The organism is Kitasatospora sp. NPDC096128 (assembly GCF_040303105.1).
Taxonomy (GTDB): Bacteria; Actinomycetota; Actinomycetes; order Streptomycetales; family Streptomycetaceae; genus Kitasatospora.
On the sequence record NZ_JBEOSP010000001.1, the window covers coordinates 287,131 to 310,871 of the forward strand.

Below are 23,741 nucleotides of genomic sequence, written 5' to 3' on the forward strand. Positions count from 1 at the left end.
CGGGCTCAGGTTCGGCGGTGCGTTGTTAGGAAACCTTCCTAACGAGTGGAATTGAACCACCAACCCGCACGCCCGCCAAGCCGCCGGAAGGGGTGGAGTTCGGTGCGGGTACGCCCCTTCCGTCCCACCGGTCCCTCGTTTATCGCCCGTTGATCGCCCCCGCCTAGCGTCGGGGCCATGGACGACAGGACGGCCGAGTGGCCGGGGGCGGCGCCCGAGGGGCGGATGACCGAGCAGGACACCGAACGGTTCCGGCAGTTGCTGGCCGGGCTGGAGAGCTCGCTGGCGGCGGACCGGGAGGTGGCGGGGCGTGAGGCCTGAGGCCGCCGGGCCGCGCGGCCCGGTGATGGTGCTGCCGCTCTGGCGGCGCGGGGAGGGGCGCCGGGACGCGGACCGGCCCGGGGTGCTGCGGGGGCACCCCGGGCCGGTGGCGTCCGAGCGTGACCGTCAGGAGCCGGAGCGGGTCCTGGTGTCGGACGAGGACTGATCGAGCCTCAGCAGTCGCACCCGCAGTCGCAACAGTCGCAGCCGTCGCAGCCGTCGCAGTCGTCGTAGCAGGTGCACCCGCACCTGGCGCAGTCGCAGCAGCTGGGGTCGCAGCAGTCGCAGGAGCTGCAGCAGTCGTGCCGTTCGCAGAAGCCCTTGCGGCGCTCCCGGCTGAACGGGTCGTCGTGCTCGCAGCAGAGCAGCCGGCAGGAGCAGGCCGTCAGGGCCCAGACCGCGCACCCGGCGAGCAGGTTGCGCGGGTGCGGCGGCTTGCCGCCGGGCGGCGGGAGGAAGCCCGGGCCCTGGGGCACTCCCGGGGGCAGGGGCGCCTGGTCCGGGGCCCCGCCGGGCGGCGCCTGGCGCGGCGGCGCGTCCTGCGGGTGCTCGCCGGCGGCGCGGGCGGCACCGCTGCCTCCCGTACCGACGCCGCCTCCCGCGCCCGTGCTACCTCCCGCGCCGGTGCTGCCGCCCGCACCGGCCGGACCGCGGCGGCAGCCCGCCGCGTGCCCGGCCCGGCCGAAGACCCGGTCCACCGCGGTCTCCGTCTCGTGGGCGAGCAGGACGTGCACCAGTGCCCGGTCGGTCAGCTCGACCTCGCGCAGCGCGAGCCGGATGCCGTGCACGGCGTCCCGGCAGAGCCGTTCGGCCTCGGCGCGGTCGGTGCCGGTGGCGGTCAGGGGGTTCCAGGCGCCCGAGGCGGCGTCGGCGTCCTGGTCCTCGGCGGCGTCGAGGAGGTGGGCGAGCCGGCCGAACAGCCGCCCGGCCTCGGCCAGCGGCGCGGCGTTGCCGGGGCGTCCGGCGATCACGGCGGTGTGCGCGAAGGCGGCCGAGGTGGCGGTCTCGGTGGGCTCGGTGACCAGCAGGACGGAGCCGCCGGGCCGCAGCGAACGCTCCAACTCGCCCTGTCGGGAGGCGGCGTCGAGCAGGACGGCGGTGTCGAAGCCGACCGCGGAGGCGCTGCCGGCGCTCCGGCACTCCCAGCGCCTGGTCACCACACGGGCTCCGGCGGCCACCGGGCGGCGGGCGAAGACGCCGTCCCGGTCCTCGACGTGGTCGCGGATCTTCACCGAGGCCAGCGTGAGCGAGACGGCGGCCGCCAGCCGGGCGCCCTCGCCCTTGGCGACGGAGGCCGTCCGCATGCCGCGCAGCGGGCAGGGCCCGGCGGTGCGGCGCCAGGTGGGGTCCTCCAGGGCGGCCTGGGCCTCGACCAGGACGGAGATGATCAGACCGTCGTAGTTCGTGGCGGTCCGGGCGAGCTGCCCGTGGTCGTCCCGCAGGGCGAGGCAGAGCCCGCACAGGTGTGCCATCCAGGAGGTCTGGAGGCGTTCGGACAGTACGTGCCTGCACGGTCTGATGATGCCGAACACGATCGTTGCTCCCCCTTGCCGATGGGCCCGCGGACCGGCCCCTTGAGCCGCTGACCGACCCCCATGTCGGCGGACATCATATGATCGCCCGCCCGTCTGGGGCCCGGGGCGGCCGAGCCGAAGCCGAGCCGAAGCCGAGCCTCCGTCAGACCTCCATCGACCGTCGGAAACCCCCGGGAAGATGATCCCGTATCCGGGATAGCATCACGAATATGGGAATCGACACCGCCGCCGACGAGCGGCTCGCACAACGACTCGCCGAACTGCGGGTCGAACGCGGCTGGACCCTGGAGGAGTTGGCCCGGCTGGCCGACGTCAGCCGCTCCACCCTGTCCCGGGTGGAGCGGGCCGAGGTCAGCCCGACCGCCGCGCTGCTCGGGCGGCTCTGCGCCGTGCACGGGCGGACCATGTCCCGGCTGCTCGCCGAGGTGGAGTCCGGCCCCGCCCGGCTGGTCCGGGCCGAGGACCAGCAGCTCTGGCGCGACGAGGCGACCGGCTTCGTCCGCCGCTCGGTCTCCCCGCCGCACGGCTCGCTGCACGCGGAGATCATCGAGGGCCGCCTCCCGGTCGGCGCCGACATCGCCTATGACCGCCCCTGCCTGCTCGGGCTGGAACACCACCTCTGGCTGTTCGAGGGGCAGTTGGAGCTGACCCTGGACGGCGAACCGCAGCTGCTCGGCCCCGGCGACTGCCTGCGCTACGGTTCCGGCGGCATCCGCTTCCGCAGCCTCGGCCCGGGCGAGGCCCGCTACGCCCTCGTGGTGGTCGAGTCGTGAGCGCCGCCACCGGCCCCATACCGGAGAAGGCGGGGAAGGCGGGGAAGGCGGGGAAGCAGCGCTTCGACGCCGCCGGGCGCCGCGTCCTGCTGGTCTGCGTCGCGGGCGGCTTCACCACCCTGATCGACCAGTCCGTCCTGAACACCTCCATCCCCGCCCTGCGCGAGACCCTGCACGCCCAGCCCGCCCACCTGCAGTGGATCGTCGCCGGCTACTCGCTCGCCTTCGGCCTCGCGCTGATCCCCGGCGGGCGGCTGGGCGACGTCAAGGGCCGCAAGTGGTTCTTCGTCACCGGCCTCGCCCTGTTCACCCTGGTCAGCCTGGTCTCCGCGACCGCCACCGACCCGGAGGTGCTGATCGCCGCCCGGCTGCTCCAGGGCGTCGGCGCCGGCCTGGTCAACTCCCAGATGATCGGCACCCTCCAGGACGTCTTCGACGGCCAACTGCGGGCCCGCGCCCTCGGGATGTACGCCGTCACCGGCAGCCTCGCCTTCGCCCTCGGCCCGCCGATCGGCGGCCTGGTGCTGGCGGCGGCCGGTCCCGGGCTCGGCTGGCGGCTGACCTTCCTGCTCAACGTCCCGTTCGGCCTGGCGACCCTGCTGCTGGCCGTCCGCCACCTGCCCAAGCCCCGCCCGGCCACCCGGCACGCCGATCTCGACCTGCTCGGCCTGCTGCTGGTCGGCGCGCTGACCCTGGTCCTGATGCTGCCCTTCGTCCAGCCGCCCGGCTGGGCCGGCTGGCTGGCCTTCGGGGCCGGCGCGCTGGCGCTGCTCGGCGCGCTCGTCGGGTGGCAGCGCCGCTACGCCCGGACCGGCGGGCACCCGCTGATCCACCCGGCGCTCACCCGCTCCGCGCCGTACGCGCTCGGCACGGCCACCGCGATGGCCCAGTTCGGCTCCTCGCTGGCCGCCTCGCTGGTGCTCACGATGTTCCTCCAGGACGGCCTGGGCCTGTCCCCGATGGGCGCCGCCCTGGTCTCGCTGCCCTCCGCCCTGGCCATGGCGATCGCCTCCGCGCTCGCCTGGCGGGTGGTGCAGCGGCTCGGCCGGCGCACCGTCACCCTCGGGATGATCGGCTCGGTGCTGGCCATGCTGCTCAGCGGTGCCGTCGCGCACTGGGCGCCCGCCGCCGTGCTGCCCTGGCTGCTCGCCCTGCTCCAACTGCTCAGCGGCGCCTCGGTCGGCCTGATGGGCTCCACCAACCAGGCCTACGTGCTGCGCCACGCCCCCGCCGAGGCGGCCGGGGTGAGCGGGGCGATCCTGCAGATGGCCCAGCGGATCGCGGCGGCCGTCGCGATCTCCGCGCTGTCCGGGGTCTACCTGCGGGAGACGGCCGGGGGCGGCGGCCACCGCTCGGCGTACCTGGCGGCCAGCCTGGTCTGCGCGGCGGTGGCCGGACTCGCCGTGCTGGCCTCGGTGTTCGCCGGCCGGGTGACCGGTCGGGAGCGCACCCCCGAGGACGCGGCCGCGGTGAGCCGAGGGCGAACGGCTGTTCGTTAGGGCCTCGTCGGCGCGTACGGTGGCGGGCATGACGACAGCACGGACCGTGGAACTGCCCGAGGTCACGCTCGCCTACCGCGAGAGCGGCCGCCCCGACGGCCCGCCGCTGGTACTGCTGCACGCCCTCGGCGAGCGCGCCGCCGACTGGGACGCGGTGCTGCCCGACCTCGCCCCCGACCACCACGTGTACGCGCTCGACCTGCGCGGCCACGGCGACAGCGGCCGCACCGCCCGCTACGGCCTGGCCGAGATGCGCGAGGACGTGCTCGCCTTCCTCGACGCGCTCGGCCTGGCCCGGATCGACCTGGTCGGCCACTCGATGGGCGGCGTGGTCGCCCACCTGCTCGCCCAGGCCGCACCGGACCGGGTCGGCCGACTGGTCCTGGAGGACATCCCCGCCCCGTACCCGCGCCCGGCGAGCGGGCCGGCCGAGGGGGCGGAGGAACCGGCGCACTTCGACTGGGCGATGGTCCGGGCGGTCAAGGCGCAGATCGACACCCCCGACCCGGCCTGGCGGGAGGGGCTGACCCGGATCACCGCCCGCACCCTGGTGGTCGCGGGCGGCGCCGCCAGCCACATCCCGCAGGAGCAGATCGCCGAACTCGCCCGGCTGATCCCGGACTGCCGCCTGGTCACCATCGAGGCCGGGCACCTGGTGCACAGCGCCCGGCCGGCCGAGTACGTGGCCGTCGTGGCGCCGTTCCTGGCGCCCTGAGCGGCCCGTCCCGTCGGGGTCAGCAGAAGACGATCGCGCTCCCGCTGTCCAGGCCGGCCCGGCAGGCCCGGTACAGCTGGAGCCAGGTGTAGACCTCCGGCTCGAACGGGTCGTCCCCCGGCAGATCGGCCAGCCGGGACTCCTCCGCCGGGCCCAGCGAGCCGTCGGCCTCCAGCCGGATCCCGATGGCGGCGGCGAACCCCAGGAGCTCGGCGCGCAGGGCGCCGCACGAACCCACCATGCCGCCGCCGGGCACACCGAACTCCTCCGGCAGGAACAGCGGCTCCTCGAAGGGGAGCTCCGCCGGTATGTAGTAACCCGCGTAGTCGGCGTGGCAGAGCAGGTGCGAGTCGAACATGACGGTCTCGTCGTCGACCAGCCCCAGCTCCTCCTCGTACTGCTCCCGACTCACCCCGCGCGCCCCGGTGACCGGCTCGCCCAGCCGGTGCAGCACGTACACCCGCCGCAGCCCGGACAGGTAGCTGTACGGGAAGCCCGCCGAGAAGACCACGCCGGCACCTCCCGGCGCGGCCGGCTCCCGCCAGGCCACCCCCTCGGCCGCCAGCGCCCGGTGCAGCACCTCGGCGTCGTCCCGCAGCTCCGGGGAACCGAGCGTCCCCACAATGATCGACAGTCCCATGGCCCCGGAATCTAGCGCCGAGGTACGACAACCGCCGTCAGACGCCCTGCTCGGCCGGCAGCCGCCCGCTGCGCACCGCCGTCAGCAACTCGGCGTGGTCGGCCTCGGTGCGGTCCGCGTAGGCGACGGCGAAGGCGGCGACCGCCTCGTCCAGCGCCTCGCCCTTGCCGCAGTACCCGGCGAGCAGGCCGGGGTCGGCGGTGTGGGCGTGCGCCCGGGCGAGCAGCGCGCCGGTGATCCGCGCGTAGTCGTCCAACTGGCCCGGCAGCAGCGCGGCCGGGTCGACGCTGCCCTTGCGGTTGCGGAACTGCCGCACCTGGTAGGGGAGTCCGTCGACGGTCGTCCAGCCCAGCAGGGTGTCGCTGACCACCTGCATGTGCTTCTGGCCGAGCACCACGCGGCGGCCCTCGTGCTCCGCCGGCCGCTGCCCCCGGCCGCCGTCCAGGTACGGCAGCAGGACGGACGGCCGGGCCTCCTTCACCTGCAGCACCAGCGGCTGGTCCCGGTGGTCGGTGAGCAGCACGACGTACGAGCGGGTGCCGACACTGCCGGTGCCGACCACCCGGAACGCCACGTCCTGCACCCGGTACCGGGACAGCAGGGTGCGCACCTCGGCGGGCACCGTCGCCACGTACGGGCCGAGTGCCTCGGCCACCGCCCGGGCGGTCGCGTCGGTGACCTCGGTGAGCACCGGCGGGGCGGCCGTGAAGCGCCAACCGCCGTCCGCGGTACGGGTGGTGCTGCGGGCGGCGAACCGGGCACTGGTGTTGCCGAGGGCCTTCGCCCCGACCTTGCGCAGGACGTCGGCGAGGTCGTGCGCCTCGGCGAACGACACCAACTGCTCGTCCGCCACGGCGTTCCAGGCGTCCAGGGCGGGCAGCTTGGCGAGGGTGCGCATGGTGCGCCGGTAGGAGCCGGCCGCGTGCGCGGCGGCGGCGCGGGCGGTGCTCTCGCTCGCCCCGGTCTCCCGCCCGGCCAGCACCAGGCTGGTGGCCAACCGCTTGAGGTCCCACTCCCAGGGGCCGGGCACGGTCTCGTCGAAGTCGTTGATGTCCATCACCAGTTGGCCGCGGGCGTCGCCGTACAGGCCGAAGTTGGCCGCGTGGGCGTCCCCGCACAGCTGCGCGGTGACACCGGTCACCGGCGTGCCCGCGAGGTCGGCGGCCATCAGCCCGGCCGAGCCGCGCAGGAAGGCGAACGGGGTGGCGGCCATCCGGCCCACCCGGATCGGCACCAGCCCGGGGAGCCGGCCGGCGTTGGAGGCCTCCAACGCGGCCACGGCGGTGGGCCGGTCGGGCGCGGGCGCGAACTCCGCGTGCCGCTCCCGGGGGACGCGCTCCCGCAGGGCCTTCCCCTGCTCGCGGGCCCGCTGCGCCCGGCCGTCCGGGCCGGTCGCGAACCCGGGGACGCCGAACTGCCGCCGTGCCGTGGTGCTTCCGTTGTCCGCCACTGCTCCCCGCCCCGCCCGCCCTGCTCGAACTCCCGCCCGTGACCTGCACGGATGGCTCGTCAGGGGGAGTGACGTCCGGGACGGCGCGGTGGTTCCCGGGGCCGACGGGGGCGCGTGGGCCGACGGGGGCGCGTGGGCCGGGCGGGCCGGGTGAGGCCCGGTGGCCCCGCCGTGTCGCGCGGCCGGGCGACGGCCTACCGTGGGGCGGATGGATGACCTTCGGAGCGGCCTGGCCGTACGACTGCCCGCGGCCGCGGCCGCACTGCTGACCGTGGCGGCCGGCCTGGGCGCGCGCGCCGTGCTGTCCGGAGGGGTGGCCAAGTACGCGGGCGACGCGCTCTACACCGTCCTGGTGTACGCCTTGGTGGTGCTGGTGGCGCCCAGAGTACGACCGGTGCGGGCCGCCCTGGTGGCGACCGCGGTCAGTTGGGCGGTGGAGCTGTTCCAGGCCACCGGGCTGCCCGACGCGTGGGGGCGGCACAGCGCGCTGGTGCACCTGGTGCTCGGGTCGACCTTCAACCCGCCGGACCTGCTCTGGTACCCGGTCGGCGCGGCGGGCGCCGCGCTGCTGCACGGGGTGCTGTGCCGGGCACTGCACCGGGTGCCGCCGACCGGTCGGAACGACCGATCCGCGGCACCCGGCACCAGTTGACGGCCGGTCGGCCGACGGACCGTCAGAGCGGCATCAGGTCCGGGCGCTTGGCCTCGACGTGGTCGCCCGAGGACTCGCCGCGCAACCGCCGGCCGACCCACGGGATCAGGTACTCCCGGGCCCACTGGAGGTTCTCCCGCCGCTGGTCGGCGGGGGTGAGGACGCGGGCGTCCGGCCACGGGGCCTCCGGGTCCTCCTCGGTGCGCAGGCCGAGCGAGCGGGCGGCCAGCAGGGCGACCCGCTGGTGACCCTCGGGGGAGAGGTGCAGCCGGTCCTCGCTCCACGCGCGGCGGTCCTGCACCGCGCGCAGCGACCACAGGTCGGCGACCTTGCAGTCGTAACGGTCGGCGACCGCCCGCATGTGGCCGTTGTAGGTGGCGATCTTGCCGCGCAGGTGCTTGAGCAGCGGCACCTCGCGGGTGTCGAAGCCGGTGCAGATCAGCACCGTCCCGGCGTTCTCGGCGAGTCGGGCGATGGCGGACTCGAAGCGGACGGCCACCTCGTCCGGGTCGCTGCCGGGCCGGAGGATGTCGTTGCCGCCGGCGCAGAAGGTGACCAGGTCGGGCTGGAGCCGCTGCACCTGCGGCACCTGCTCGGCCACGATCTGGTCCAGCAGCCGTCCGCGCACCGCCAGGTTGGCGTAGCGGAACCCGCCCGGCGGCCGCCCGTCGGCGAGCAGTCCGGCCAGGCGGTCGGCCCAGCCGGCGAAGGCGCCGTCGGCACCGGGGTCGTTCAGGCCCTCGGTGAAGCTGTCCCCGAGGGCGGCGTACGAACTGAGGTCAAGGGTCTCCTGGAGGTTCGGCATGAAAGAGATAGTTCACCCATTCAAGTGACCTACGCCACCGTAGGTGACCCTGGCGGAACGTGAGATGGGCCACGTACCCTCTACGACCCGTTGACGCTTCGTGTCGGGCCGCAGAGCGCCATGCCCCGGAAAGCACAAGGTCCGGGCCCCCTTCCGCTTTCCGGCCCGCCCGGACGATGCTCGAAGGACGGCGCGCCGCTCCGGCCGCCGTTCTTTCCCTGGGGGAAACACCGGCATGAACAGCTCCGAGGACAGCTCCGCGAACAGTTCCGCGAAGAGTTCCGAGACCAGCTCCGCGAACTGGATCGTCGACGACCGCTGCACCAACTGCGACGTCGCCCGACAGCTCGCGCCCGACCTGATCCGCGAGCACGACCGCAAGTCCCGGCTGGTCCGCCAGCCGCGCGACGAGGCCGAGCGCCGCCAACTGCTCGCCGCCGCCCACGCCTGCCCGACCCGCTCGATCCGCCCCGGCGACGGCCCGCTCGACCGGGCCACCGACCCGTTCCCGCTCGCCCTCGACGAGACCGGCGACGTGCTGCTGCTCGGCCACAACTCCCGGCAGACCGCGGGCGCCACCGCCTACCTCTGCCGCCGCCCCACCGGCTGGGCGATGATCGACACGCCCCGCTACAGCGAGTCGCTCGCCGCCCGTTACGAGGCCCTCGGCCCGGTCACCGACGTCCTGCTCACCCACCGTGACCACGCCGCGCACGGCCGCGCGTACGCCGACCGGCTGGGCGCCCGGCTCTGGATCCACGAGGGCGACCTCGCCGCCGCCCCGGACGCCGACCGGGTGCTGCGCGGCACCGACCCGGTGGAGGTCTCACCCGGCCTGGTCGCCCACCCCTTCCCCGGCCACACCCTCGGCAGCGTGCTGTACGTCGCCGACGGGCGCTACTGCTTCAGCGGCGACAGCCTCTACTGGTCCCGCACCAGCGGGGACATCGAGGTGCAGGAGGCGGTGACCTGGTACTCGATCGAGGAGCAGGCCGCCTCGCTGGAGCGCGGCCTGGACGCCCTGCGCTTCGAGTGGCTGCTGCCGGGCCACGGCGACAAGCGCCGGATGCCCGCCGAGGAGGCCGACCGCCGGCTGCGCGCCCTCGCCGTCCGGGCCCGGGCGCTGCGGACCAAGCCGGTGGACTTCGCCGCCGTGCGCTGGTGACCCGGCCCCCCGGGGGCTCAGGGCCTGTCCGGGGTGAGGCCGTGCTGCCAGGCCCGGGCGGCGTCTTCCGCCCGGTCCGTGCTCGCGGCTGCTCGCCGAGGCCGGCCGGCCTCGGCGAGCAGCTGACGGGCTACCAGCGGTCGTGCACCTGCGGCCGGATGCGGCGGTCGTACAGCTCCCGTACGGCGTCGAGCGTGGCTGCGGGCAGCGGCTCCAGGTCGGCGGCTGCGGCGTTGGACCGCGCCTGTGCCACGTTGCGGGCGCCGGGGATCACCGTCGTCACCCCGGGCTGCTGGACGATCCACCGCAGCGCCGTCTGCGCCGGGGTGGCGCCCTCGGGGGCGAGTGCGGCGAACTCCCTGGCCGCTTCGACGCCCGTGGCGAAGTCCACGCCGGAGAAGGTCTCGCCCTGGTCGAAGGCCTCGCCGTGGCGGTTGTAGGTACGGTGGTCGTCCGGGGCGAAGACGGTCTGCTCGCTGTAGCGGCCCGAGAGCAGCCCCGAGGCGAGCGGCACTCGCGCCAGGATCGCCACCCCGGCCGCCTCGGCGGCGGGCAGGACCCGCTCCAGCGGCTTGAGCCGGAACGCGTTGAGGATGATCTGCACGCTCGCGACGCCCGGGCGCGCGATCGCGGTCAGCGCCTCCTCGCAGGTCTCCACGCTCACCCCGTAGGCGGCGATCCGCTCCTCCGCCACCAGGGTGTCCAGCGCGTCGAACACCTCGTCCGAGGAGTAGACGGGCGTGGGCGGGCAGTGCAGCTGCACCAGGTCCAGCCGCTCCACGCCCAGGTTCGCCCGTGAACGGTCCGCCCAGGCACGGAAGTTGGCGAGCCGGTAGTGCTCGGGCCGCTGCTCGACCCGGCGGCCGAACTTGGTGGCGACGAACACCCCCGCCTCCGGGCGCTCCTTCAGGAAGCGGCCGATCAGCCGCTCGCTGCGGCCGTCGCCGTAGACGTCGGCGGTGTCGAAGAGCGTGACGCCCGCCTCCACGGAGGCGTCGAGCACGGCCAGGGCGTCCTCCTCCCGGACGTCCCCCCAGTCCGCACCGAGCTGCCAGGTGCCGAGTCCGACGATCGAGACGGGACGGCCGGTACGGCCGAGTGCGCGCTGTTCCATGGCGCGAGCCTCTCACGAGGCGCCCGCCCACACCGACCCCGGCACCAGGCAGCCGGAGATGATGACGCCCACCGGAACGGCCCGCACGCCGGCTGCGGGCGGTCGGGGAGCGGTGCGGGTGACGGGGATCACAGGGAACCGGCTGGGGCGGGCGGACAGGGAGGGATGTGGAACTGTCACTGCGGGCGCGCCTACGCGCCGGGGACCAATGTGCGTACGGGGAGATCTTCGATGAGCATGCGCAGGCGATATACGGGTACGCGGTGCGGCGGTTGGGGGATTGGGCGGCGGCGGAGGATGTCGTCTCGCTGACGTTCCTGGAGGCCTGGCGGCTGCGCGGGAAGCTGCGTGAGGACGGGGAGGGTGTGCGGCCCTGGTTGTTCGGGATCGCCACCAATGTGCTGCGCAACACCGCCCGGGCGGGCCGCCGGCACCGTGCCGCGATGGAGCGGCTGCCGGAGCGCGAGGCGGTGCCGGACTTCGCCGACGAGTTGGTCGAACGGCTGGAGGACAGCCGACGCTTGGCCGCCGTGCGGCGGGCGTTGGCGCGGCTGCGCCGTGGCGACCGGGAGGTCTTCGGCCTGTGCGTCTGGGCGGGGATGGAGTACGCGGCGGCCGCCGAGGCGTTGGGGGTGCCGGTCGGTACGGTGCGCTCCCGGTTGTCGCGTGCCCGGGCCCGGCTGCGGGTCCTGGTGGACGCGGAACTCGCCGTGGGGGAAAGGGCGGCGGGAAATCGGGTGGAACCCGCCGGCGGTGGCGGACAGGTACGGAATGACCGCGTCGGAGCGGTCCGGTCGATACAGGGGAACAGCCGATGAACCGAATGCCAGAGCAAGGGGAGCCGGTGCTCCCCCCCGACCGCCACCAGCTGTTGAGGGGACATCTGATGAGCGAGATCAGCCGGGAGAACACCACCGCGGGCGCGCGGACCAAGCGGCGCCGGCTCGGCTGGGTGGCCGTGCCCGCCCTGGCCGGGGGCCTGGCGCTGGCGGTCGTGCTGAGCGGCGGGGACGGCACTGCGCGGGTGAAGCCCGCGCAGGCGCCGATCGCGGCGCCGGAGCAGTCGGAGGCGTCGGGGCCGGCGAAGGCGACGGGGTCGGCGGGGGCGTCGGCGTCGTCGGCCGCGAAGGTCGTGCCCGCCAGCGCCGTGGAGCTGCTGGACCACGTCGCCCAGGTCGCGGCGAGCCGGCCGGGCGCAGATGTGAAGCCCGGCCAGTTCGTCTACACCGAGTCGATGGTGACCAACAACGTGTTCGACTCCTCGGGCCATGTGAAGATCGACGCCGTGCCCCACAAGCGGGAGGTCTGGCTCTCGGTGGACGGACGGCAGGACGGGCTGCTGATCGAGGAGGCCGGCCCGAGCCTGCCGGGCCGCAACACCAAGCTGTCGGGGCCCAGCCGGCCCGGCATCGAGAGCCCGACGTACGAGTACCTGGCCACGCTCCCGACCGACCCGGACGCCCTGCTCCAGAAGCTCTACGACGAGACCATCGGCAAGCGCCCGAAGGAGGAGCGGGCGTTCAAGGCCATCAGTGAGCTGCTGAAGGAGCAGATCGCGCCGCCGGCCGTCACCGCCGCGCTCTACCAGGCGGCGGCGAAGATCCCGGGTGTCACCCTGGAGAACGACGCGGTGGACATCACCGGGCGGCACGGCATCGGGGTGGCGCGGGTCGCCGACGGCGCCCGGCTGGAGTGGATCTTCGACAAGGACAGTTACGCCTTCCTCGGCCAGCGCGGGGAGGTCGTCGAGCAGGGCAGCGACTTCGGTGCTCCCGGTACGGTCTTCGGCCAGGGCGCCGTGGTGAAGCGCGCGATCGTCGACAAGGCGGGCGACCGGCCGACCGCGCAGCAGACCCAGGCGCAGACGCCGCAGGCGTGAGTCGGAGCCGCCCCGTCGCCCGGTTCACGGACCGGGCGGCGGGGCGGCGGCGTGCCGGGGAGCGGCGGGGAGTGCGGAGCGGGTGGGTCGGCATGACCGAGGGCCGCCGCTGCCCGGCGCCGGGTGGTCGGTCGGGGCGGCCGGCCGCCCCGTGCGGGATTCCCGTGCGCCGGGGTTCGCGCCGGGTGCGCGGGGGGTTGCGCCCGGCGGGGGCGCCCGCGCGGGTGTGCGAACGGGGGTGACGGGGCAGCCGCCTCTGGGGCGACGCGCACCTGCGTCACCCAACTCCCGGCGATCCTAGGACGGTTGAGCGATGCCCACGCACACCCCGGTACGTACGGCGCGGCCCCGGCGCTACCTGATGTGCCGGCCGACGTACTTCACGGTGGACTACGCCATCAACCCGTGGATGGACCCGGCGCAGCCCACCGACACCGCGCTCGCCGTCCGCCAATGGGAGCGGCTGCACCGGACGTACCGCCGGCTCGGCCACACCGTCGAGCTGATCGACCCGGTGCCCGGCCTGCCCGACATGGTCTACGCCGCCAACGGCGCGACCGTGCTGGACGGCCGGGCCCTGGTGGCGACCTTCCGCTACCCGGAACGGGCCGCCGAGTCCGAGGCGTACCAGGCCTGGTTCCGGCTGCACGGCTACCGCGCGGTGCGCCGCGCCGCGCACGTCAACGAGGGCGAGGGCGACCACCTCGTGGTCGGCCGCCGGGTGCTCGCCGGTACGGGCTTCCGCACCTCGCGGGCCGCCCACGCCGAGGCGGAGGAGCTGTTCGGCGTCCCGGTGGTCAGCCTGACCCTGGTCGACCCGCGCTTCTACCACCTGGACACCGCGCTGGCCGTGCTCTCCGACGAGCACGTCATGTACTACCCGGAGGCCTTCGACGCCGACAGCCGCTCCGTGCTGCGCGCCCTCTACCCGGACGCCGTGCTCGCCGACCGGGCCGACGCCGAGGTGTTCGGGCTCAACGCGGTCTCGGACGGCCGCCGGGTGCTGCTCCCGGAGGCCGCCAAGAACCTGGCCGGCCGGCTCGCCGAGGAGGGCTACGAGCCGATCCCGGTGGACGTCTCCGAGCTGCTCAAGGGTGGTGGCGGGGCGAAGTGCTGCACCCTGGAACTCAGGCCGTGACCGCAGCCGTCGTGGGACCTCAGGCGCCGAGCCAGAGGTCCGGCCCGAACACCTCGTAGTGGATGTCCGCCGCCGGGAGGCCCGCCGCGAGCAGCTGGCCGCGCACGGCGCGCAGGAAGGGCAGCGGGCCGCACAGGTAGGCGGTGGTGCCGGCCGGGACCTCGACGGTCGACAGGTCGACCAGGCCGGTGCGCTCGGCCGGCCAGTCGCCGAGCGGCCGCTGGTAGAAGACGTGGGCGGTGGCGTCCGCCAACTCGGCGGTGAGCTGTTCGAGTTCGGCGCGGAAGGCGTGGCTGAGCTGGTCGCGGTCGCCGTGCACCGCGACGATCCGCCGGGTGGAGCCGGTCGCGGCCAGGTGGTCGAGCATCGCGGTCATCGGGGTGTTGCCGATGCCGGCGGAGGCGAGCAGCACCGGGCCGTCGCCGTCGGCGAGGGCGATGTCGCCCAGCGGGGGCGCCAGTTCGAGGGTGTCGCCGGCCCGCAGGCGGTCGTGCAGGTGGCCGGAGACCTCGCCGCCGGGCTCGCGCTTGACGCTGAACCGCAGGGCGCCGTGGGCGCCGCCGGACAGGCTGTACTGGCGGATCTGGTGGGCGCCGTCGGCGAGTTCGGTGCGCACCGAGACGTACTGGCCGGGGCGGAAGGCCGGGACGGGGCGGCCGTCGGCCGGGCGGACCAGGTAGGTGGTCACGGTCGAGGTCTCCCGGTGGCGGGCGACCACGGTGTACGGGCGCCACAGGTCGGCCGGGTCGCCGCCGGCCGCGGCCTCGGCGCGCAGCCGGTCCTCGAGGGCGATCAGCGCGTTGGCCATCAGCCAGTAGACCTCGTCCCAGGCGGCGGCGACCTCGGGGGTGACGGCCTCGCCGAGCACCTCGACGATCGCCGCGAACAGGTGCTCCTGGACGATCTTGTACTGGGCGCTCTCGATGCCGACCGAGACGTGCTTGTGGGCGATCCGGGCGAGCATCGCGTCCGGGCGCTGGTCGGGGTGGGCGATCAGCGCGGAGGCGAAGGCGGCTATCGAGCCGGCCAGCGCTTCGCGCTGGGTGCCGTTGGCCTGGTTGCCCCGGTTGAACAGGTCGCGCAGCAGCTCGGGGTGGGCGGCGAACAGCCGGTCGTAGAAGCGCGGGGTGATGTCACCGATCGCGGCGCCGACGACGGGCAGGGTGGCCTCGACGACCTCGGCGGACTTCGCGGACAGCATCAGAGGAGCTCCTGACTGGTAGCTGGGAAATCGGCGTCCCAGAATAGGTATCTGAGACTCGCATTTAAGGGCATGGGTGCCGACCGGCCCTCCGGTGCGGGGTCGCCCGGCAGGGTCAGTCGGCGGGTCGGTCGGCGGGTCGAGCGGTGAGGCTGAGCAGGACCGGCCCGGTGGGGGAGGCCACCAGGTCGTCGATGCTGAGCGGGTCGAGCGCGGCGAAGAAGGCCTCCTGGGCGCCGCGCAGCGCCCCGCGCAGTCGGCAGGCGGCCCGCAGCGGACACGGCGGCTCGTCCTCGCAGCCGACGACGTCGCCGACGCCCTCCAGCTCGCGCAGCAGCAGGCCGAGCGAGCCGGTCCGTCCGGCGAAGGTGATCATCAGCCCGCCGCCGCGACCGCGCCGGGCCTCCACCACCCCGAGGTGCTGCAGCCTGCTGACCACCTTGGCCGCGTGGGTGTACGGCACGCCGACCGACTCGGCCACCTCGCGGGTGGTCGGGTTCTCGCCCTCGCCGAGGACGGCGAGCCGCATGGCGATGCGAAGGGCGATGTCGGTGCTCTTGGTCAGCCTCACGATCGAAACGCTATCGAATGCGACTCCAGAACTCCAATTTCTTGCACGATCGCGACCGGGGACCCGGTCGCGCCGTCCCACCGGTCGCGCCGTCCCACCGGTCCCGCTGGTCGCATCCCGGTCGAATCTGAACACTTGGCGACATTACCGATCAGCTCCTGACGTGCCGTCACCACGCGATCTACGCTTCGCAGCGGTTCCGGAGCCACGCCTTTCACCAGCTCCCCGCACCACCTCCCCTCGGCTCGACTCCCCTGGAGGCCTTGTGAGATCACCGCGCGCACCCCGGCGCACCTGGACGGCCGTGGCGGCGATATCCGCAGCCACCGCCGCACTGCTCGCCCAGCCCGCCACCGCCGAGGCCGCCGCGCCCCCGCCGACCGTGGCGGCCCACGTGCCGGTGGCGCCCTACCCGGCCGGTGTGGCGCTCACCCCCGACGGCGCCCGGGCCTTCGTGACCAGCCAGAGCACCGGCACCGTCAGCGTCCTGGACGCCGCGAGCAGGACGGTGACCGGCAGCTTCACCGCGGGCACCGGCTCGTACGCCGTCGCCCTCTCGCCGGACGGCAAGCGCGCCTACCTGACCCATCACCTGGACAACGCGGTAAGCGTCGTGGACACCGCGACCGGCACCGTGACGGCGACCGTCCCCGTCGGCACCCAGCCCTGGGGCCTGGCGCTGTCCCCGGACGGCGCGCGCGCCTACGTCAGCAACGCCGGGGCCGGCACCGTGAGCGTGCTGGACACCGCGAGCAACACCGTCACCGCCACCGTCCCGGTCGGCGCCGAGCCGCACGGGCTGGCCGTCTCGCCCGACGGCAAGCGGCTGTACGTCGCGGCCTCCGGCGCCAAGGCGGTGAACGTGGTCGACACCGTGAGCAGCACGGTGAGCGCCACGGTCGCGGTCGGTCACAGCGCCTTCGGCCTGGCGCTCAGCCCCGACGGCAGCCGGCTGTGGGCCGCCGACGGGGACGACGCCACGGCCGCCGTGCTCGACACCGGTGCCAACTCCCTGCTCGGCACCGTCGCCGTCGGCAACGGCCCGTACTCGGTCGCCCTCGCCCCGGACGGCTCCACCGCGTACGTCTCCAACTACGCCGACAACACCCTGAGCGTCATCGACGCGGCCGGCCGGACCGTCACCGCGACCGTCCCGGTCGGCGCCGGCCCGTACACCCTGGCGCTGAGCGCCGACGGGCGGCGCGGCTACCTCGCCGACTTCACCGGCGACGCCCTCGACGTGCTGAACTTCCCGCTGCCGGTGCCCGCGGTGACCGGGATCAGCCCGAACGGCGGCTCCGGGGCGGGCGGCACCACGGTGACCATCACCGGCACCGACCTGAACGGCGCCACCGCCGTCACCTTCGGCGCGGCCGGCCCGGCCGCCTCGTTCAGCTGCACGAAGACCAGCTGCACCGCGACCGCGCCCGCCACCACGGTGACCGGCCCGGTGGACGTCCAGGTCACCACTCCCGGCGGCACCAGCGCCGCCGTCGCCGCCGACCGCTTCGGCTACACCGCGCCCAGCGCCCACCTGGCCGTCGCGCTCACGGTCAGGCCGGTCTCCGAACTGCTCGGCGGCCGGGTCGACTACACCGTCACCCTCACCGACCAGGGCCCCGACCCGATCACCGCGGCCACCGTCGCCGCGACCCTGCCCGCCGGGCTGACCACGACCTCGAGCGACTGCGCGGTGGCTGCGGGCAGGCTCGCCTGCACCCTGGCCGCGCCGCTCGCCAAGGGCGCCACCACCACCCGGCACTTCTCCGTCCGGGTCGGCCTGCTGAACCTGGTCACCTCCTGGGACGTCACGATGGCCCGCACCGCCGGCGCCCCCGCGGACCCCTCGCCCGCCACCAGCAAGGACACCCGCAGCTGCACCTCCGTGCTCGGCGCGCTGATCACCTGCCGCTGAGCGCCCCCGTCGGAGGCCCCGTCCGGACCGCCGGGCGGGGCCCTCCCGTGCCCGGCCCCGCCCCGCGACTGGACGAAGTGTCCGAGCCGGACGTACAGTCCATCCATGCCTGCCGAAACCCCCGACCCGCGCGTGCGGACCTGGTCACCGGTCTGCCGCGCGGTCGCCCAGCTGCTGGGGCCGTACGCCGAGGTGGTGCTGCACGACACCGCCACCGACCGGGTGCTGGCCATCTGGAACCCGATGACCACCCGTGCCCCCGGCGATCCGTCCCTGCTCGGCGAACTGGACGAACTGGACCCCTCCGCCCCGGACGTCTACGGGCCGTACGAGAAGCTGCTGCCGGACGGCCGCCGGCTCTCCTCGGTCAGCGCGGTGCTGCGGGACGAGGCCGGCCGGCCCTCGGCGGTGCTCTGCGTCAACCTCGACCGCGGCCCGCTGGACCAGGCCGCGGCCCTGCTGACGAACTTCGCCGCACCCACCGGCCCCCGCCCCGAGCCGCTGTTCGAACGCGACTGGACGGAACGCATCAACGACGTGGTCGGCGGCCGCGTCCGCGCCCAGGGCCGCCCGCTGGAGCGCTTCACCCGCGAGGACCGGCTCGCCGTCCTGCGCGAACTCGACGCGGCCGGGGTGTTCGCCGTCCGCCGGGCCGTCCCCGCCGTGGCCGTCGCCCTGCGGATCTCCCGCTCCACCGCCTACGCCCTGCTCGCCGAGCTCAAGCACCCGGCCGACCCCGGGAAGGACTGAGGACCCGATGACCCAGCTGCCCGACTTCCGGCTCGAAACCTACTTCACCCGTTGGGAGTTCACCGCCCGCCACCACCTCACCGCCTCCGACGCCCAGACCATGACGATGGCCGAACTCCTCGCCCTGGCCGGCCCGGAGGACCGCGAGGCCTGGGACACCCTGGCGCTCGGCTACACCGAGACCTTCGGCGACCCGGGCCTGCGGCAGGCGATCGCCGGGATGTACGAGCGGGTCGACGCGGACGACGTGATCTGCTTCGGCGGCGCCCAGGAGGGCATCAACCTCGCCATGCAGGTGCTGCTCGGCCCGGGCGACCACGCGGTGGTGCTGACCCCCAACTACCAGTCCGCGGAGACCATCCCGCTCTCGCTCTGCGAGGTCACCGGCGTCGCGCTGGACGAGCGGCAGGACTGGGCGCTCGACCTGGACGCCGTCGAGGCGGCGCTGCGCCCGAACACCAAGGTGCTCTCGGTCAACTTCCCGAACAACCCGACCGGCGCCCTGATCGACGCCGCCGACTTCGCCCGGCTCGCCGAACTGTGCGAGGAACGGGGCATCCGGCTGTTCTCGGACGAGGTCTACCGGGGCCTGGAACGCGACCCGGCGCGCACCCTGCCGCAGGCCGCCGACCTCTCGGCCACCGCACTGTCGCTCAACGTGACCTCCAAGTCGCTCGGCCTGCCCGGGCTGCGGATCGGCTGGATCGCCTGCCGGGACCGCGAGCTGCGCACCCGGCTGGAGCGGGCCAAGCACTACACCACCATCTGCAACTCGGCGCCGAGCGAGGTGCTGGCCCGGATCGCGATCACCGCCCGGGACCGGATCCTCGCCCGCAACCGGGGCCTCATCGCGGAGAACCTGCCGCACTTCGACGCCTTCTTCGCCGAGTTCCCCGAGCTCTTCGACTGGCGCGCCCCGGACGGCGGCTGCGTCGCCTACCCGCGCTACCTCGGGCCGGACGGCGTGGAGGACTTCTGCACCGCGCTGGTCGAGCAGGCCGGTGTGCTGCTGATGCCCGCGAGCATGTTCCGCTCCGAGCTCACCCCCACCCCGGCCGACCGCTTCCGGATCGGCGTCGGCCGCCGTGACCCGGGTCCGGCGCTGGAGGCCTTCGCCGACTGGCTGCGCAAGCGCTGACCGGCGGAGGGCCGAGGCGGGGACGGCGAGGCGGGGACGGCGAGGGGGCGGGGTTCCGATCGGTGCCCCGCCCCCTCGCCGTCCCCGGAAGGACCCTGGTGTCAGAGCTTCTGCCAGGCCGGCTTGGCCGCGTAGGTGTCGCGGAAGTAGTCGGCGAGCTTGAGGCGGGAGGCGGCGGCCTCGTCCACCACCACGGTGGCGTGCGGGTGCAGCTGCAGCGCCGAGGCGGGGACGGCGGCGGCCAGCGGGCCCTCGACGGACAGGGCGACGGCCTCGGCCTTGGCCTCGCCGGTGGCCAGCAGGACCAGGTGGCGGGCCTCCAGGATGGTGCCGATGCCCTGGGTGATGACGTGGTGCGGGACCTCGTCGATGCTGTCGAAGAACCGCGCGTTGTCGACCCGGGTCTGCCGGGTGAGGGTCTTGATCCTGGTCCGGGAGGAGAGCGAGGAGCAGGGCTCGTTGAAGCCGATGTGGCCGTCCGTGCCGATACCGAGGATCTGCAGGTCCACGCCGCCGGCCTCGGCCAGCGCGCGGTCGTAGGCGGTGGCGGCCGCGGCGATGTCGGCGGCGTTGCCGTCCGGGCCCAGGAAGGAGTCCTCGGTCAGGCCGAGCGGTTCCACGACCTCCTTCAGCACCACCGAGCGGTAGGACTCCGGGTGGCCGGCCGGCAGGCCGACGTACTCGTCCAGCTGGCAGATGCGCGCCCGGGAGGCGTCCAGGCGGCCGTCCCGGACCCGCTCGGCGAGGGCCTGGTAGATCGGCAGCGGGGTCGAGCCGGTCGCGACGCCGAGCAGGGCCTCGGGCTTGTCGGTCAGCAGATCGGTGATCGCCGCGGCGATGAGTTCGCCGGCCGCTGAGGCGTCAGGGACGATCACGATTTCCATACTGGGTCCACCGTTCTGAGGCGAGTCTGAGGTCTAGACCTCCAAGGTCTAGACCAGTTTGCCGTGAACGGGGGCCCCAGGTCCACCCGGGGCCGGTGCTGGGGTCCGGGCGTTCTGCCTGGTGGGGGCTCCCGGGTGTGCGGGCCGGACGCGTGGAGCCCGGGCCGGATGTGCGGAGAGCCGGGGCTCGAAGGCCCCGGCTCCCTGCGCCCGGTCGTACGGGCTGCCCTGTCCTACGGTGTCGTTCCTGCGGCTGGTGTCCTTCCGGTGACCGGTCGGGGTCCGGACTGCCGGAGCGGAGCCGGCCGGGTCAGAACGGGTTGGTACAGGTGGTCACCTGCTTGCCGGCGTCCAGCGCCGGGCCGGCGGTGGCGCAGATGATGCGGGGGGCGGTGGCGGTGACCTTCGAGGTGACGGCCTGGGCGGAGCCGAGTCGGACGGTCGTCGCACTGGCGACCGTCTCCCACGGGCTGCCCCAGGCCTTCTGGGTGCGCACCTCTACCTGAACCATCGTCAACTGGGTGGGGTCCGCGTTGACCTGGGCGATGCCGACGATGCCTTCGCTGTCGGCCTGGTGCGTGATGCAGGGGCGGTTGAGCACCGTGGCGCAGGCCGCGGTGCCGGCCTCGGACGTCGCCGTGGCGGCCATGGCGGGGGCGGCCGAGAGCCCTGCGATCCCTGCCACCGTCATCATCACGGCTGCAATCCGAGTGCGCATGATACGAACCTCCTTGGAAATAAAGGGAATCTCATTCCTTGAGATGAGTCTTGCACACATCATGGGATCGGCAAGTGTGCGTTGCGTCACACCCATGGTGACGGTTCAACTACTGGCTGCAATCGTTCGCCGGATGTTCAGCATACGGACAAGTCGCGGCCTGACGGATGATCAGTCCTTCGGCGATGGCGCCACCCGCCCCAACTCCCCGACCTGCGAGGACCTGTGGCCGTACCGGGTGTGCGCTCGGTCCGCACCCGGCCCGCTTTCGGCGGATGGGGGTGGTGTCCGTGGTGCCGGGGAGGGGTGCGTTGATCCTGTCGCCTCGCGCCCGTACCCCGAGGCCACTGCTTTGACCAGTCCTTGAACTCCCCTTTTATCGGCGAGGCCTCCGCCGGCGGCCCTCCCTTGACCGTCAACTCCCGCCTCGGCGAACGGAGTTGGTTGCCATTCGTCACTCGTCCGGGTGGCGCCTTGCCACCGGGGCGAATCGGACGGATACCATCGAACCGATCCCACGGAGGTGGCGGCGTGGACACGGTCATCGTGCAACTGCCCGGCCCGGGGCCGGACCTGGCACCCGGTGCGGCGCCCGGACTGCTGCGGATGGGCCCCGGCGAGGCCGCGGTGTTCGGCCGCGGTGAGCCCGGCCGCCCCGTCCCCATCCCGCTGCCCGACCAGGGCGTCTCGCGCCGGGCGGGCGAGGTGGTCGCCGCCGAGGACTACTGGCGGCTGTCCAACTTCAGCACCACCGCCACCTATGTGGTGGAGAACCTGGAGGGCGCGGGGGAGCACGTCAAGGTCGCCCCCGGACGCCTCGGCGCGCCCGTCCCGTTCGAGCTCTCGCGTGTTCTGCTGCCCGCCCTCGGCGAGCCCGCCGCCTTCAAGGTCTTCGCCCCGCAGCACGCCTACCTGGACGGCCACCCGTGCGACGGCGACGGCGAACGCACCGTCAGCCCCTTCGCCCTGGACCCGACCGCCAAGTACTTCCTGGTGCTGCTCGCGCTCTGCGAGCCCCGGCTGCGCTCGCCGTCCACCGCCGCCGTCCCCGGGGTGACCGACGTGCTGGCCCGGCTGCGCCCCCTGCCCGCCTGCCACGGGCTGAGCCGCTCCGCGGTGAACTACCACATCGACTACCTGGTCGGCGCCAAGCTGCGGCTGCGCGACCCGTACGAGGAGGGCTCCGCCGGCGGCAAGCGCGAGGAACTGGTCGCCCTGGCCCTGCGCTTCGACCTCGTCCGGGAGGAGCACCTCGCGCTGCTGCCGCCCCGACGCCCGGCCGGCCGGCCGTGAGCCCGACCGACCCGCCGGCCGACCCGCCCCGCGCGGACCGGCCGGACACCCGTACGCCGGACGGGCGGCCGCCCTTCGAGCTGCCCGAGGGCTACCCGCTGGCCGGCTACCGCACCGGCGCCTTCCTCGGCGCGGGCGCCTGGGGCAGCGTCTACGCGGCCGAGGCCCCCGACGGCACCCGGGCCGCCGTCAAGCTCCTCGGACCGGCCCGCTCCAGCCCCGGCCAGCGCCGCACCATGGCCCAGATGGCCGTCGGCGAGCTGCGGTTCAGCCGCCGCGCCGACCACCCCCACCTGATCCGCACCCTCGCCGTGGTCACCGTCCACGACCCGGACCGCCCCGAACTGGACGGCGCCGTCGCCCTGGTGATGGAACGCGCCGCCCGCAGCCTCCAGGACGCCCTCGCCACGGCCCGCCCCGGCACGGCCGTCCCCGGCGCCGAGCGGATCCTCGCCGAGGTCTGCTCCGGGCTGACCCACATGCACCGGGCCGGCTGGGTGCACGGGGACCTCAAACCGGCCAACATCCTGCTGATGCCCGACGGCACCGCCAAGATCGCCGACTTCGGCCTGACCGCCGAACTCGAGGGCACCCACGCCTACGCCCCGCCGCTCGGCTCGCCCGACCACGTCCCGCCCGAATGGTGGTCCGAGCGCACCGGGGCGCGCGGGGTCGCCCTGCGCCCCAGCGCCGACGTGTGGGCCTTCGGGGTGATCGCCCACCAGCTGCTCACCGGCGGGCTGCACCCCTTCCTCGGCGCCACCGCCCGGGCCCGCTCACTGGCCGCCCAGGCGTACGCGCGCGGCGCGACCCCGCTGCGCCTGGACCAGGCGCTCCCGGCCGGCTGGCGGGCCGTGGTGGCGGCCTGTCTGGCCGCGGACCGGGAGGAACGCGCCCGCGCCGACCTCGCCGCCCTGGTCGCCCGGGCCGGCGCCCGCCCGCCCGGGCGCCGGCGGGCGCTGCGGGCGGGCGCCGGCCTGCTGGTCTGCACGGCCGTCCTGTGCGTGCTGACCGGCGGCCCCGAACCCACCGGGCCGGGCGGGCCGCGGGCGGTGCCGCCGCTGCCCGGGGCGATCCCGGCCGGATCCGACGTCCCCGTGGCCTACCGGGGCATGATCGAGGAGGCCGCCCGGCGCTGCCCCGAACCGGAGGTCAGCCCGGTGCTGCTGGCCGCGATGCTCAAGGCGGAGAGCGGCTTCGACCCGAACGCGTCCAGCCCGGAGACCGGCGAGTACGGCATCGCGATGTGGACGCCCGCGGTGTTCGAGGCCTGGGGCAAGGCCGCCAACCACCCCGGCCCGAAGTCCTACCTGGACCCGGGCGACGCGATCGCCGCGATGGGCAACTACGTCTGCTGGCTCGACCAGCAGCTCAAGCGGCACGGCTTCACCCGCGACCTGCCCGCGCTGGTCACCGCCGCGTACCGGACCAGTGACAAGACCGTGGCGGACACCGGAGGAGTGCCGGAACGGGTCCGGCCGCACGTCGACAAGGTCCTCCGGTACCTGGCCGAGTACGGAGGGTGAACGGGCGAACCGGGATGAGTCGTGCCACAACCGCCCACGGCCCGGCGCGGGCACCCCGG

The 23,741-nt window shown here is 74.5% G+C and carries 24 protein-coding genes; 15 read left to right on the plus strand and 9 right to left on the minus strand.

Annotation, left to right across the window (positions count from 1 at the left end; genetic code table 11):
* Nucleotides 1-177: 177 nt before the first annotated feature.
* Together ABTY61_RS01185 and ABTY61_RS01190 are read left to right on the plus strand one after the other, a co-directional pair.
* Nucleotides 178-321 (plus strand): hypothetical protein, encoded by a 144-nt coding sequence (locus ABTY61_RS01185; protein ID WP_350502781.1) that lies wholly within the window; start codon nucleotides 178-180, stop codon nucleotides 319-321.
* Nucleotides 311-487 (plus strand): hypothetical protein, encoded by a 177-nt coding sequence (locus tag ABTY61_RS01190; RefSeq protein WP_350502782.1) that lies wholly within the window; start codon nucleotides 311-313, stop codon nucleotides 485-487. Before ABTY61_RS01185 ends, ABTY61_RS01190 begins: the two co-directional genes overlap by 11 nt.
* 7 nt (nucleotides 488-494) lie before the next feature.
* On the opposite strand, the gene ABTY61_RS01195 is transcribed toward ABTY61_RS01190, so the two are convergent.
* Nucleotides 495-1,853: a DUF5685 family protein gene (locus ABTY61_RS01195; RefSeq protein ID WP_350502783.1), complete on the minus strand. Its 1,359-nt coding sequence runs from the start codon at nucleotides 1,851-1,853 to the stop codon at nucleotides 495-497.
* Between the two features lie 212 nt (nucleotides 1,854-2,065).
* Here ABTY61_RS01195 and ABTY61_RS01200 point away from each other — a divergent pair, with 212 nt between their 5' ends.
* The 3 genes from ABTY61_RS01200 to ABTY61_RS01210 are packed head-to-tail and all read left to right on the plus strand — an operon-like array spanning nucleotide 2,066 to nucleotide 4,843.
* A complete protein-coding gene (locus ABTY61_RS01200; RefSeq protein WP_350502784.1) occupies nucleotides 2,066-2,629 on the plus strand; it encodes a helix-turn-helix domain-containing protein in 564 nt (187 codons plus the stop codon).
* Nucleotides 2,626-4,128: an MFS transporter gene (locus tag ABTY61_RS01205; protein ID WP_350502785.1), complete on the plus strand. Its 1,503-nt coding sequence runs from the start codon at nucleotides 2,626-2,628 to the stop codon at nucleotides 4,126-4,128. The genes ABTY61_RS01200 and ABTY61_RS01205 overlap by 4 nt, the downstream gene beginning before the upstream one ends.
* A gap of 28 nt (nucleotides 4,129-4,156) precedes the next feature.
* Entirely contained in the window at nucleotides 4,157-4,843 is a 687-nt protein-coding gene (locus ABTY61_RS01210; RefSeq protein WP_350502786.1) for an alpha/beta fold hydrolase, read from the plus strand.
* A 19-nt stretch (nucleotides 4,844-4,862) separates the two neighbouring features.
* Here the strand turns inward: ABTY61_RS01210 and ABTY61_RS01215 are convergent, their stop codons facing one another.
* Together ABTY61_RS01215 and ABTY61_RS01220 are read right to left on the minus strand one after the other, a co-directional pair.
* Nucleotides 4,863-5,483: a putative DNA-mimic protein gene (locus tag ABTY61_RS01215; RefSeq protein WP_350502787.1), complete on the minus strand. Its 621-nt coding sequence runs from the start codon at nucleotides 5,481-5,483 to the stop codon at nucleotides 4,863-4,865.
* 37 nt (nucleotides 5,484-5,520) lie between these two features.
* Nucleotides 5,521-6,996, minus strand: a complete 1,476-nt coding sequence (locus tag ABTY61_RS01220; RefSeq protein ID WP_502895194.1) for a DUF2252 domain-containing protein — start codon at nucleotides 6,994-6,996, stop codon at nucleotides 5,521-5,523.
* Between the two features lie 145 nt (nucleotides 6,997-7,141).
* Between ABTY61_RS01220 and ABTY61_RS01225 the strand changes: the two genes are divergently transcribed.
* Complete coding sequence (locus tag ABTY61_RS01225; RefSeq protein WP_350502789.1) at nucleotides 7,142-7,585, plus strand: ribosomal maturation YjgA family protein; 444 nt, start codon at nucleotides 7,142-7,144, stop codon at nucleotides 7,583-7,585.
* 22 nt (nucleotides 7,586-7,607) lie between these two features.
* On the opposite strand, the gene ABTY61_RS01230 is transcribed toward ABTY61_RS01225, so the two are convergent.
* Entirely contained in the window at nucleotides 7,608-8,390 is a 783-nt protein-coding gene (locus ABTY61_RS01230; RefSeq protein WP_350502790.1) for an SGNH/GDSL hydrolase family protein, read from the minus strand.
* Between the two features lie 235 nt (nucleotides 8,391-8,625).
* Between ABTY61_RS01230 and ABTY61_RS01235 the strand changes: the two genes are divergently transcribed.
* On the plus strand, nucleotides 8,626-9,555 hold the full coding sequence (locus ABTY61_RS01235) for a 4Fe-4S domain-containing protein (protein ID WP_350502791.1): 930 nt from the start codon (nucleotides 8,626-8,628) through the stop codon (nucleotides 9,553-9,555).
* A gap of 130 nt (nucleotides 9,556-9,685) precedes the next feature.
* Here the strand turns inward: ABTY61_RS01235 and ABTY61_RS01240 are convergent, their stop codons facing one another.
* Complete coding sequence (locus tag ABTY61_RS01240) at nucleotides 9,686-10,669, minus strand: aldo/keto reductase (RefSeq protein ID WP_350502792.1); 984 nt, start codon at nucleotides 10,667-10,669, stop codon at nucleotides 9,686-9,688.
* A gap of 167 nt (nucleotides 10,670-10,836) precedes the next feature.
* On the opposite strand from ABTY61_RS01240, the gene ABTY61_RS01245 reads away from it, so the two are divergent.
* From ABTY61_RS01245 to ddaH, 3 genes are all read left to right on the plus strand, one after another.
* Nucleotides 10,837-11,487 (plus strand): RNA polymerase sigma factor, encoded by a 651-nt coding sequence (locus ABTY61_RS01245; protein WP_350502793.1) that lies wholly within the window; start codon nucleotides 10,837-10,839, stop codon nucleotides 11,485-11,487.
* Nucleotides 11,488-11,492: 5 nt separating this feature from the next.
* A complete protein-coding gene (locus ABTY61_RS01250) occupies nucleotides 11,493-12,548 on the plus strand; it encodes a CU044_5270 family protein (RefSeq protein ID WP_350503072.1) in 1,056 nt (351 codons plus the stop codon).
* Nucleotides 12,549-12,861: 313 nt separating this feature from the next.
* Entirely contained in the window at nucleotides 12,862-13,686 is an 825-nt protein-coding gene (gene ddaH, locus ABTY61_RS01255; RefSeq protein WP_350502794.1) for a dimethylargininase, read from the plus strand.
* Nucleotides 13,687-13,705: 19 nt separating this feature from the next.
* Here the strand turns inward: ddaH and ABTY61_RS01260 are convergent, their stop codons facing one another.
* Together ABTY61_RS01260 and ABTY61_RS01265 are read right to left on the minus strand one after the other, a co-directional pair.
* Nucleotides 13,706-14,887, minus strand: coding sequence for a globin domain-containing protein (locus ABTY61_RS01260; RefSeq protein ID WP_350502795.1), 1,182 nt, complete (start codon nucleotides 14,885-14,887; stop codon nucleotides 13,706-13,708).
* 115 nt (nucleotides 14,888-15,002) lie between these two features.
* A complete protein-coding gene (locus tag ABTY61_RS01265; protein WP_350502796.1) occupies nucleotides 15,003-15,458 on the minus strand; it encodes an RrF2 family transcriptional regulator in 456 nt (151 codons plus the stop codon).
* Between the two features lie 265 nt (nucleotides 15,459-15,723).
* Here ABTY61_RS01265 and ABTY61_RS01270 point away from each other — a divergent pair, with 265 nt between their 5' ends.
* The 3 genes from ABTY61_RS01270 (at nucleotide 15,724) to ABTY61_RS01280 (ending at nucleotide 19,261) form a co-directional block, all read left to right on the plus strand.
* The gene (locus tag ABTY61_RS01270; protein ID WP_350502797.1) at nucleotides 15,724-17,373 is read left to right on the plus strand and encodes a YVTN family beta-propeller repeat protein; all 1,650 of its coding nucleotides are present in this window, start codon (nucleotides 15,724-15,726) and stop codon (nucleotides 17,371-17,373) included.
* 105 nt (nucleotides 17,374-17,478) lie between these two features.
* On the plus strand, nucleotides 17,479-18,123 hold the full coding sequence (locus ABTY61_RS01275) for a helix-turn-helix transcriptional regulator (protein WP_350502798.1): 645 nt from the start codon (nucleotides 17,479-17,481) through the stop codon (nucleotides 18,121-18,123).
* 7 nt (nucleotides 18,124-18,130) lie between these two features.
* Nucleotides 18,131-19,261 carry an aminotransferase class I/II-fold pyridoxal phosphate-dependent enzyme gene (locus tag ABTY61_RS01280; RefSeq protein WP_350502799.1) on the plus strand — a complete coding sequence of 377 codons (1,131 nt, stop codon included), beginning with the start codon at nucleotides 18,131-18,133 and terminating at the stop codon, nucleotides 19,259-19,261.
* A gap of 101 nt (nucleotides 19,262-19,362) precedes the next feature.
* Here the strand turns inward: ABTY61_RS01280 and nagB are convergent, their stop codons facing one another.
* Together nagB and ABTY61_RS01290 are read right to left on the minus strand one after the other, a co-directional pair.
* A complete protein-coding gene (gene nagB, locus ABTY61_RS01285) occupies nucleotides 19,363-20,145 on the minus strand; it encodes a glucosamine-6-phosphate deaminase (RefSeq protein WP_350502800.1) in 783 nt (260 codons plus the stop codon).
* Nucleotides 20,146-20,455: 310 nt separating this feature from the next.
* Nucleotides 20,456-20,863: a hypothetical protein gene (locus ABTY61_RS01290; RefSeq protein ID WP_350502801.1), complete on the minus strand. Its 408-nt coding sequence runs from the start codon at nucleotides 20,861-20,863 to the stop codon at nucleotides 20,456-20,458.
* A 531-nt stretch (nucleotides 20,864-21,394) separates the two neighbouring features.
* Between ABTY61_RS01290 and ABTY61_RS01295 the strand changes: the two genes are divergently transcribed.
* Together ABTY61_RS01295 and ABTY61_RS01300 are read left to right on the plus strand one after the other, a co-directional pair.
* Entirely contained in the window at nucleotides 21,395-22,156 is a 762-nt protein-coding gene (locus ABTY61_RS01295; protein WP_350502802.1) for a serine/threonine protein kinase, read from the plus strand.
* Complete coding sequence (locus tag ABTY61_RS01300) at nucleotides 22,153-23,682, plus strand: serine/threonine-protein kinase (RefSeq protein ID WP_350502803.1); 1,530 nt, start codon at nucleotides 22,153-22,155, stop codon at nucleotides 23,680-23,682. Before ABTY61_RS01295 ends, ABTY61_RS01300 begins: the two co-directional genes overlap by 4 nt.
* The last annotated feature ends 59 nt before the right edge of the window (nucleotides 23,683-23,741 follow it).